This window comes from Vibrio sp. 10N.286.48.C11, assembly GCF_041469805.1.
Lineage (GTDB): Bacteria > Pseudomonadota > Gammaproteobacteria > Enterobacterales > Vibrionaceae > Vibrio > Vibrio crassostreae_C.
The window spans coordinates 1-11,252 of record NZ_JBFRLK010000073.1 but is presented as its reverse complement, the minus strand read 5'-3'; the positions used below and the strand labels follow the sequence as shown (position 1 = coordinate 11,252).

The following is an 11,252-nucleotide window of genomic DNA, read 5'->3' as shown; positions in this document are numbered from 1 at the left end:
ATCAATAGTCAGGTCACCGTTGGTGCCAGTAATTGAATCCGGTGTGAATGCATTATCTGGATTATCTACGTCGGTACTGGTCAATGTTCCTGATGTCGTTACCGCTTTGTCGGTTTCATCGATGGCAACGGTCGCACTGCTGACAGTAGCTTTGTCATTAGTGCCATTTACTGTGATAGTCACTTGATGCGACGTGCCATCAGCAGAATGAACGGTGATGGTATCAGTAGCTGTCGAGCCTTTACCTAATGCTTGAACGGTCGGGTTAGTGTTATCAAGATCGTACGTCCAAGAACCAGTATCGGTCAGATGAAGCGTACCAAACGAGCCTGCAATATCGGTACTTCCTGTGGATGAAGTAGCGAAATGCGCTTCGCCAGTATCTACATCCGTTACCGCAAGTGTGCCCAAGGTCTGAAGTTGGGACTCTTCGGTTACCACTCCAGCACTTGTTCCGCTTATCACGGCTTTATCATTGGTGCCGATAACGGTAATTGTAATTTGATGAGGAGTGCCGTCGGCGGAGTGGATGGTTATGATGTCTGTTGTCGCAGAACCTTGACCAAGAGCTTGAACTTGTGGTTTTTTATTATCTAGGTCATAGGTCCAATCGCCATTGTCTTTAAGGTGTAAAGTACCCAGTGTCCCCTTGAGGTCGGAATTAGAAAAATGCGCCTCTTTTGAGTCGATATCGGTGATGTTGAGTTGGCCCGAAACCGTTAGGTTTTTATCTTCAGTAACTTGGCTTGAGCCATTACTTTTCCCGATAGCCAAAAACGAACTTGGTGAATTTGCTGTACTACTCGTGATTACCGCATGGTCGTTGGTGCCATTAATCGTAACCATAACTTGATGCGCTGTGCCATCAGCTGAGTGAACAGTGACGATGTCTGTCGCAGTTGAACCTTGGCCAAGTCTTTGAACTACTGGGTTATTGTTGTCTAAACTGTATGTCCACGCACCGTCTTTGGTGATGCTTAGCGTACCGAAATTACTAGTCACTTGTGAGGCTTGAAAGTGGTCCTCTCCAAGATCAGAGTCCGTTACCGAAAGCTGCCCTTGAACTTGTGTCGTTAAATCTTCAGTTAACGTGCCAGCATCCACACCCGTAATTACGGCATTGTCGTCGTTTCCGCCAATCGTCATATCGATCGTTTGCGGTGTGCCATCTTTGGTGTGAATTGTGAAACTTTCATGCAGTGAAGTGGCTGCGGTTAAAGCTTGAACATTAGAGAGCGAGTTATCAACTTGATACTGCCAATGTCCATCAGCATCGATAGTTAATGAACCATATTTACCTGAGATAACTTCCGGCGTAACCGAACTTTCATTTTGGTCAGGGTCTATGACATCGATTTTGCCGTTCGCATGTAACAAGCCTTGTGAATCAATATTGTGATCTTCTGTTACCACACCTGTTAAGTCTCCAGAAATATTTGGCGTGTCTTGCTTACCTGTTACCGGTATCTGAACAATGATGCTCGAGCCGTTAGATAGATGTAACGCAAAATGATCAGTACCTGGTTGGTGCTGGTTTAACAGGATGTATTGAGGAGAATTTGGATTCAATACAAATGTGTATTGACCATTTGCATCTACATGAAGCTCTCCGTAGGTACCTTTTATGACTTCTGGCATGAAAGTAACGGGTAAAGCGGGCGTCGTAGGTGCATTCGAATGAGTTGGCTGGCTGTTACTTCCAGAAGAAATGGTTGGGATAGATACCGAAGGAACGTAATGGACTTGCGGGTGAGAAAGTGTCGATAAATGATGAGAAGGAACCAAGTTAGAGCTCGAGCCATGGGGATCGTGGCTTGCACTTAAGGTGGAGTTTACGTCGCTGTCGCTCTTTTGAGCCTCTTGATGAGTAACCGCTGATGAGTCTGTTTTTCCATGGTCGTCGCTGACATCTTTTTCTGTCACGTTATTTACGGGTAGCTGATCTACGGTATCGCCCGAGCTGTCTGCACCCTGGGCAGACGCGTGTTTAGCCAATGATGGCAGTATCATCATGAGTGATTGAAAAAGTGGGATATTAACTTTTAGGTGTGAATGCAGTCTGAGCTTCTTTTTTTGTGTTGGTTTCTTTTGTTCTAGCTCGTTACTTTTCTTATTTTTGATTTCTGTATTTTTCTTGTTTGCTTCGACGTTTTTTTTGTTAGCCATTTTTCTCATCCGTGAATCGTGGTTGCACTATTTTAAGTAAAATACACAGATAGAGGTTTCGCTAGCTAATTGGATAATTTTTAAAGAAAAAAACTGTAAAGTCGAAGAATTATCTCGTTTTGATGAAAGAGAGGATGAATACTTTTTCAACGGTCAGGTAAATATCGGCACAATGACATTGACCTTACCCTAAGGGGAACGTTTATAGTTGCGTTGTAAATTCAAAGGTAAACTATGACAAACACATTCCGAAAAACTTGGATTATTGTTTTCAGCATCATTGCGATGTTGATGTCTAGCTATGCCTCAAGCTCCTCAGCCTTGATGACTGAAGTAATGATGATGGAAATGGGGTCGAGCAAGTCGGCTTGTTACCACAGCGATACTTCGGTTAATGATTCAATGGCGGGGTGTCATGTGATGAGTGAAGAAGTACACGCTGAAGACTCTAACATGAGTGCCCATGCTTTGATGGCTCAATGCGATATGTCTTCAATGAGCGAAGACGGTAGCTCGATGATGGGTAACCATTGTTCGAGTGCCGATTGCTGTGCCTCAATGTGTTCTGCAAGTCCCTATCCAATCCAGGCTGTTCAAGCCGTTGATCAACTTTCCTTTTCATTAGCTCGTTTTCAATCGGTCACGATTGGCCAGAAAGTCGCACGCGCTCAATCTTTGCTACGCCCACCTTCCGCATAAATCTATATCTAAAAATACAGTTCTATCAGTTAGATACATCTGATAAGCCATTCTTTTTTATGCGCTAATTAGCGCTAGATATGGACATTCATTGTGAATATGAAACCAACAACCTCTGTGTTTGTCATGAACACGAGCTTAGTGGTTGCTGCTGCCTTGCCTATGGCCTTGTTTTCAAGTGCTACGCTCGCGGCTACCACGGCGTCAGCTTCAAATGCTCAACGCATTTCAGCACATGACCAAGCAAGCTCGACGCAGCAACTCAATACACTGATTGAGATTGCGTTAAGCGAAGATGGAAATCGCAAGCAGTACTTTGCTCAGTCTCAAGCGATGCGAGAAACGGGCATTGCCAGCTCGACCTTAATGGACCCAAAATTGAAAGTTGGATTTGGCGGTTTGCCTGTCGATAGCTTTCAATTCGACGAAGACCCGATGACTAATATATCGGTAGGGCTGATGCAGCAGTTTGAGCGTGGCGATACGCTTAACCTCCAACAGAAAAAGGCAGGCCAGCAGGCTGATGCGTTAGCTTTGCAGGTGCACGCAAGAGAATTGACGGTTGCGAATAGCATGACGCAGCTTTGGCTTAAGTTAGGTTATCAGCAAAAGGCTGAGTCGGTGATTCGTCAAAATCGTCGTTTGTTGGTTGAGCTTGAAAACTATGTACAAACCAATTACTCGATTGGTAAAAGTGAAGCGCAAGATCTGCTTAACGCTCAGCTTCAAGTGAGTAAGCTTGATGAGAAACTTCAGGCAAACAAGCAGGTTCAGCGCCGCTTAATCTCTCAGCTTTCTGAATGGTTGGGTTCTGATTGGCTAGGCTCTCAGGTTCTTGATTCTCAGGGCACACTGAATGCAACTAACCAAATCGATTGGTCATTGTTAGAAAGTAAATTAGCGACCAATATCGATTCAACCAAGCACTACCAGCTACTGACTGACCATCCTTTGGTTAAGATCTCCGATGTCAGTATTTCCTCCAATCAAACTCAAGTTGAGTTAGCCGAGCAAGCTTATACCCCGCAGTTTGGGGTGGAAGTGATGTATGCACACCGTCAAGCCAATAACATGGCGGGTGAACCTGCTTCTGATCTGGTGAGTGCTTATCTGACAGTCGACATCCCGCTGTTTACGGGGAATCGACAAGATAAAAACTTATCGGCTGCTCAGTATCAAGTTGGTGCGGCCAAGTCTCAAAAAGACACCTTACTTTCTCAAATGAACGCGCAAGTGAACGCATTGCTGGTGGACCGATCAAATCTGATCCAGCGATTAGATCGTTATCAAACGTCCTTGCTTCCTCAAACCGCAGCACGAATCAGCGCGGTTGAAAGGGGCTACCAAAACAATACCGCTCAGTTTAACGATGTCATTTTAGCAACGACCGATGAGCTGGCACTTAAGTTAGAGCAACAACGTTTGATCACCGACCTCAACATCGTTAACAGCAAGTTAGCTGCGTTAGTCAGTGGTTTTGAATACCAAGTAAACCAACCACAACTCAACTCAAGCGCAACTAAACATACAGCCAATCAATAAGGGAATAGACAATGAATACAGTAAAAGTAGCGACTATCGCTTTATTGGTCGGTGGAGCATTAGGTTTTAGTGTGAATCACTTTGTCGTTGGGTCAGCACATAACATGTCAGCAATGGCAACGAGTACAGACGCAGATGTAAGTAAACAGGCCAAGGATGAGCCTCTGTACTGGGTAGCTCCGATGGACCCAAATTATCAGCGAGACAAGCCGGGTCAGTCACCTATGGGGATGGATTTAATCCCTGTTTACGCGGATGACTCAAGTGGTGCTAAAGATGAGCCCGGTACCGTGTTTATTGATTCGTCGGTAGAAAATAACCTGGGTGTCAAAACAGCGAAAGTTAAGTTCGAAGCGCTGTCTCCTCGGATTGAAACCGTGGGTTATGTGGCGTTCGATGAAAGTACATTGTGGCAAACCAACGTAAGAGCAGCTGGTTGGGTTGAGAAGCTCTACATCAACGCAGTGGGTGAGAAGGTAAACAAAGGTGATGTACTTTTCACACTCTATTCTCCAGAGCTTGTTAAAGCACAAGAAGAGTTGATCAGTGCTTATAAAACGGGTCGTAAAGGTTTGATCAAGGGCTCGACTGAACGCTTGGTCACCCTAGGTGTAGATAAAGCGCAGATACGATCCATCGCTCGTAAAGGGAAAGCCTCGCAAACCATAAAAATTAAAGCACCTGCAGATGGCGTTATCGCTAGCCTCAATATTCGTGAGGGTGGTTATCTTTCGCCTGCGCAAGCGGTAATCAGCGCAGGCCCTCTAGACGAGGTGTGGGTTGATGCCGAAGTGTTTGAGCGCCAAGCTCACTGGATCTCATCGGGCAGTAATGCAGAGATGACACTTGATGCGATTCCGGGTAAAGAGTGGCAGGGCAACGTTGATTATGTGTATCCAATTCTTGACCCGAAAACTCGAACTTTACGCGTTCGTTTGAAGTTCTCCAACCCAAATGGCGAGCTTAAGCCAAATATGTTTGCCAATATTGCGCTGAAACCCATCAGTGATGAAGCCGTTCTTACTATCCCAAGATCTTCGGTGATTCACTCCGGTGGTATGACTCGAGTGGTGATGACAGAAGGTTCTGGCAAGTATCGTTCTGCTCGTATTGAAGTTGGTCGTGAAGCTGGCGAAAAAATAGAGGTGCTTCAAGGGCTAGAGCAAGGTGAAAACATTGTCACTTCTGCACACTTCATGTTGGATTCTGAATCGAGCCAATCTGCTGATCTGTCACGCATCAATGGCGTTGAAGAAGAAGCTGAAACCGTGTGGGCAAATGGCGAAATTTCCGACGTTATGCAAGGCAGTCGCATGGTGACGATTAACCATCAGCCTGTTCCTGAATGGGATTGGCCGGGCATGGTGATGAATTTCACCTTTGCGGAAGGCTTGGACATGAGTGACGTGCAACGTGGTAAGGCGATTGATTTTGAGATGAGAAAGACAGAGTCAGGGCAGTACGAGGTTGTGGATTACAAGGTCAACAAACACAAGATCGCCGGCGAAGTTTGGGTAACGGGTGACATTACCATGTTGATGGCAGATTTTGGCATGATCACCGTAAAACATCAGCCAGTCCCTGAGTGGAATTGGAAAGCGGGTGAAATGAATTTCCAAGCCAGTGATGACCTTGATTTATCTGAGTTTGCCGAGGGTCAAACTATTCGGTTTCTAGTGGCGAAGCAAGGTTCTGATTATGTGCTCAAATCTCTCGAACCGACGAATAGCACGGGTGAGGGCGAACTATGATCAATGCAATCATTCGCTGGTCTATTAGCAACCGCTTCTTAGTGCTGGTTGCTACTGTAGCCATCGTATTTGGCGGCTTATACAGCGTTAAAAATACACCGGTCGATGCCATTCCAGATTTATCAGATGTTCAGGTAATTATCAAAACCAGTTATCCGGGGCAAGCGCCACAAGTGGTCGAAGATCAGGTGACTTATCCATTGACCACTGCCATGTTAGCTGTACCGGGTGCTGAAACGGTTCGTGGCTACTCGTTCTTTGGTGATTCCTATGTCTATATCATCTTCAATGACGATACTGATATGTACTGGGCACGTTCACGAGTGCTGGAGTACTTAAGCCAAGTTGCACCTAACTTGCCATCGAGTGCCAAGCCAACACTAGGGCCAGATGCAACCGGTGTGGGCTGGGTTTACAGCTACGTGTTGCAAGATAAAACCGGTCAGCATGACTTAGCGGAACTTCGTAGTTTGCAAGATTGGTTCTTGAAGTATGAATTGCAAACTGTAGAAGGCGTGTCTGAAGTGGCGACCGTTGGTGGCATGGTGAAGCAGTACCAAGTACAGATTGATCCTGCCAAGTTACGTGCTTACGACCTAACGCTTCAGCAAGTCAACAAGGCAATCCAAGATGGTAATCAAGAAACAGGAGCGTCTGTTGTTGAGATTGCGGAAGCCGAACATATGGTTCGTACCACCGGTTACCTGACAAGCATCGAAGACATTCAATCTCTGCCGCTAAAAGTGACCGACAAAGGTACTCCGTTGCTATTAGGTGACATTGCTGACATTAATCTTGGCCCGCAAATGCGTCGCGGTATCTCTGAACTCAATGGTGAGGGTGAAGCGGTTGGCGGCGTTATTGTGATGCGCTTTGGTGAAAATGCCAGTGAAGTGATCGACTCGGTGAAATCCAAGCTCGCTGAACTGCAAGCTGGTTTACCTGATGGTGTCGAGATTGTCGCAACTTATGACCGTTCTACTTTGATTGATTCAGCCGTTGAAAACCTTTGGAAGAAGCTGGCTGAAGAGTTCATCGTGGTCGCCGTCGTGTGTGCGCTGTTCTTGTTCCATATCCGATCATCACTGGTTATCGCGCTAAGTCTGCCTGTCGGTATCTTAGGCGCATTCATCGTTATGCATTGGCAGGGTATTAACGCCAACATTATGTCTCTTGGCGGGATCGCGATTGCGATTGGCGCCATGGTGGATGGTGCCATAGTGATGATTGAGAACGTTCATAAACACATTGAACGGACTCCGCTTACTGACAAAAACCGTTGGCAAGTGATTGGTAAGGCAGCAGAAGAAGTTGGCGCGCCGCTGTTCTTCTCTCTGATTATCATTACCTTGAGTTTTGTGCCTGTGTTCGCGCTAGAAGGGCAAGAGGGCAAGATGTTCTCGCCACTTGCGTTTACCAAGACGTATGCGATGGCCGCAGCGGCGGGTTTGGCTATCACGCTTGTGCCTGTGCTAATGGGTTACTTCATTCGCGGTAACGTGTTGCCTGAACACAAAAACCCAGTCAACCGCAGCCTAGTGGCGATGTACAAACCGCTTCTGAACCTCAGCCTAAAATATCCAAAGGTGATGATTGTTATCGCACTTGGCTTAATGGCGTCTGCTTATTACCCAACCAGTAAGCTTGGTAGTGAGTTCATCCCTCCTTTGGACGAAGGGGATTTGATGTACATGCCAACCACGTATCCGGGCATCTCAATAGGTAAGGCTCGTGAGTTGTTGCAACAAACCAACAAGCTCATTAAAACCATTCCAGAAGTCGAAACCACGTGGGGCAAAATTGGTCGAGCAGAGACAGCAACCGATCCTGCACCGTTAACCATGATTGAAACTGTGATTCAGCTTAAACCGCGAGAACAGTGGCGTGACGGTGTCACTACTGAGTCGCTACGAAAAGAGTTTGATGATCTGATTCAGTTCCCCGGTTTGACCAATGCGTGGGTTATGCCAATCAAAACGCGTATCGACATGTTAGCGACTGGTATCAAAACGCCAATTGGTATCAAAATCGCTGGCCCGGATCTGAGCGTGATAGAGGATATTGGCTCTCAACTTGAACCTATCTTGAATGGTGTCAATGGCACGGCCTCTGTCTACGCCGAGCGTGTTGCGGGTGGTCGTTATGTCACGATAGACATTAAACGTCGTTCTGCTGCGCGATATGGCTTGAGCATTAAAGAAGTGCAACAAGTTATCTCGACGGCGGTTGGTGGCATGAACGTGGGCGAAACCGTTGAGGGGCTAGAGCGTTATCCAATCAATGTCCGTTACCCACAAAGCTATCGTGATTCTGTCGTTAAGCTGCAGAACCTGCCGTTAGTGACACCAAATGGAGCGCGAATTGCTTTGTCTGATGTCGCGGATATTCGCTATGAAGATGGGCCACCAATGATTAAGACGGAGAACGCGCGTCCTAATGGCTGGGTGTTCGTTGACATCGAAGAGCGCGACCTTGGTTCTTATGTGGCAGAGGCGCAAAAAGTCGTTACCGATCAAATCGTCTTGCCTGCCGGATATTCACTGGCATGGTCTGGTCAATACGAATACATGGAGCGCGCCAAAGAACGTTTAAGTGTCGTTGTGCCAATTACCATCGCCATCATCATGTTATTGCTCTACCTCAGCTTCCGCCGTGTCGGTGAGGTGATGATGATTATGCTGACATTGCCACTCGCGATGGTTGGTGGCCTATGGCTGATGCATGTCCTCAATTACAACTTCTCCATTGCGGTGGGTGTAGGCTTCATCGCGCTTGCCGGGGTTGCTGTTGAGATAGGCGTCATCATGTTGGTCTACCTAAACCAAGCATGGCACTACAAGAAATTGGATGCGGAGCAGAACCAGCAAGCACTTCAGAGTGAAGACTTAACGGATGCGATTCGTGAGGGCGCAGGACTGCGTGTTCGCCCGGTGATGATGACAGTACTTACGGTGATCATCGGCCTCATTCCAATTATGTATGGCGAGGGAACGGGCTCTGAAGTGATGCAGCGAATTGCTGCGCCAATGATAGGCGGAATGGCGTCTGCATTGTTGCTTACCCTACTGGTGTTGCCTGCAATCTTTAAGCTCTGGAAGCTGCGTGAGATCACGCATAGCCAAAACGAGACAAACAAATAACGTATTGATTATTAGCCCTTACTGACCAAAAACAGAGTGGGTAAGGGAGTACCACATGAACATGTGAAACTAACAAATAAATAACTGAATTAATCTAAGGAACGATCATGAAAAAGACACTTATTGCGATTGCACTGACGTTAACTACTGCAACGGCTTTTGCTGAAATGGACCACTCAATGATGAAAAATGGAGAGATGGATCATTCAAAAATGGATCACAGCATGATGAAGGATGGAAAGATGGACCATTCGATGATGAATATGGAAGGTATGTCTGAAGTGGGTATGCCTGCGACAGGCGCAAAGCCGGATAAAGTGCTTCATGTTCTACTAAGTGACGATATGAAAATCACATTTAAGAACAAGGTTGATATTGAGCCGAATGACGTGGTGCAGTTCGTCGTGATGAACACAGGCAAGATCGACCACGAATTCTCGATTGGTTCTGCTTCAGAGCAGCTAGAGCACCGTGAAATGATGAAAAACATGGGTAATCACGCTCATGACTCGGGTAGCACAGTGACAGTTAAGCCGGGTAAAGCGAAGCAGATGCTGTGGCATTTCCACGGTGATAATCAAGTCGAATTTGCCTGCAATATTCCAGGACATGCGGAAGCGGGCATGGCGAAGTCGATAACGCTTTAGACGTTAATCAATAGCGCTTTGTTGAATTAGAAATTCAATGAGGGCTAGAAAATTAAAGATAAGTCTTAACTTATACCTAAAGCGCTTTGCTGTGAGGGATTCGCTGAGGCTTATCTTTATTTATAGTCACTGTAGCAAGATAGAAGTTTCAAGCAGGTGGTGTGCTTCGCCGCTTAGGTGCGGTAGCTCTGCCATGATCTTTTTAAACTTGTCGTCGATTGACTCTGCTTCATTCAGCGATCGAAAAGCCAGTACAGCCTGTTCAGGCTCGCTGTTCACATAACCTTTCAATGTATCTAGCTGAATTTTATTGGCATTTTCAACTTTCGCTAACGCGACATTAATTGCTTCGATGTTAATTGTTAACTCATTGATTTTAAACATTTTTATTATTTGTGGGTTGTTGCTAATGCGCGCACATTACCACAATGATTTTTGCAGATATTGACCAAGATTATTAAATTGGAACAATTTTGAAAATCATTAAAAGCTGAACTGCAATGTGTGATTTGGATAGGTGTCAGAAATACGAAGCGAATTAAGGAGTTAATAGCTTTGGTTGGTCAATCTAAGCTTAAACAAAATAAGTTTAATCAGTATAGATTTAATGACTATGGATTTATCGAACGGAGAAAGTTTTTGAATAGGGTATCGCTGGAAGAAAGCATGTCATGGAGCTTAAGGAGAAGTTGGAGCGTGCAGCGGGAATCGAACCCGCATCATCAGCTTGGAAGGCTGAGGTAATAGCCATTATACGATGCACGCACACTGTCTTAAGAGTAAGACTGAGGCATCAAGAAGACTGGAGCGTACAGCGGGAATCGAACCCGCATCATCAGCTTGGAAGGCTGAGGTAATAGCCATTATACGATGTACGCACATCGTCTTAACGAGATTGATAATGCCACATCTAACTGAAAACGAAACCTTTTTCTTTCATTTTTATTCTAAGTGCTCGCATAACCACCACACCGCTAGTTTTTCAATCATGTTCGGCGTTTTCAGAGTGAATAAAACGTGACTAAAATCTCGTTAAAAGGAGGGCGAGAAATATTAGTAAATGTCATGCTGCTTTTTGCGATAAATCTACATTAATTTATAAACCTGTTTTAATGGTGCTTGGTTGTCATAAATTTCATGAAAATTAAGGAATTTGGAGTGTTAACATAAACTGATGTTTATTCGTGTTTTAGCATCCGTTAATAACAATCTGAATGCATAAATTTAACTTATCAACCGGTCAAAACATTCAGTAAACTAATCCCAAATGAGTAGAGTTATAGAGACCAGGGCAAGATCATGAAAAA

7 protein-coding genes and 2 tRNA genes are annotated in these 11,252 nt (G+C 45.4%); 5 read left to right on the top strand and 4 right to left on the bottom strand.

Annotation, left to right across the window (positions count from 1 at the left end; genetic code table 11):
• Positions 1-2,166 (bottom strand): VCBS domain-containing protein (locus AB4209_RS17305; RefSeq protein ID WP_372056636.1); only part of this gene is annotated, 2,166 nt, incomplete at its 3' end.
• A gap of 234 nt (positions 2,167-2,400) precedes the next feature.
• Between AB4209_RS17305 and AB4209_RS17300 the strand changes: the two genes are divergently transcribed.
• From AB4209_RS17300 to AB4209_RS17280, 5 genes are all read left to right on the top strand, one after another.
• Entirely contained in the window at positions 2,401-2,865 is a 465-nt protein-coding gene (locus tag AB4209_RS17300) for a hypothetical protein (protein ID WP_102441339.1), read from the top strand.
• 99 nt (positions 2,866-2,964) lie between these two features.
• Positions 2,965-4,407, top strand: coding sequence for a TolC family protein (locus tag AB4209_RS17295; protein WP_372056638.1), 1,443 nt, complete (start codon positions 2,965-2,967; stop codon positions 4,405-4,407).
• Between the two features lie 11 nt (positions 4,408-4,418).
• The gene (locus AB4209_RS17290) at positions 4,419-6,158 is read left to right on the top strand and encodes an efflux RND transporter periplasmic adaptor subunit (protein ID WP_372056634.1); all 1,740 of its coding nucleotides are present in this window, start codon (positions 4,419-4,421) and stop codon (positions 6,156-6,158) included.
• On the top strand, positions 6,155-9,298 hold the full coding sequence (locus AB4209_RS17285) for an efflux RND transporter permease subunit (protein ID WP_372056632.1): 3,144 nt from the start codon (positions 6,155-6,157) through the stop codon (positions 9,296-9,298). The genes AB4209_RS17290 and AB4209_RS17285 overlap by 4 nt, the downstream gene beginning before the upstream one ends.
• 107 nt (positions 9,299-9,405) lie before the next feature.
• Positions 9,406-9,945 carry a cupredoxin family protein gene (locus tag AB4209_RS17280; RefSeq protein WP_372056630.1) on the top strand — a complete coding sequence of 180 codons (540 nt, stop codon included), beginning with the start codon at positions 9,406-9,408 and terminating at the stop codon, positions 9,943-9,945.
• A 126-nt stretch (positions 9,946-10,071) separates the two neighbouring features.
• Here AB4209_RS17280 and AB4209_RS17275 read toward each other — a convergent pair whose 3' ends face one another.
• The 3 genes from AB4209_RS17275 to AB4209_RS17265 all read right to left on the bottom strand — a co-directional run bounded on the left by AB4209_RS17275 (position 10,072) and on the right by AB4209_RS17265 (position 10,823).
• Positions 10,072-10,329, bottom strand: coding sequence for a hypothetical protein (locus tag AB4209_RS17275; protein ID WP_102428568.1), 258 nt, complete (start codon positions 10,327-10,329; stop codon positions 10,072-10,074).
• 306 nt (positions 10,330-10,635) lie between these two features.
• Positions 10,636-10,710 (bottom strand) — tRNA-Gly (locus tag AB4209_RS17270).
• Positions 10,711-10,748: 38 nt separating this feature from the next.
• Positions 10,749-10,823: transfer RNA gene (locus AB4209_RS17265), tRNA-Gly, on the bottom strand.
• Between the last annotated feature and the right edge of the window lie 429 nt (positions 10,824-11,252).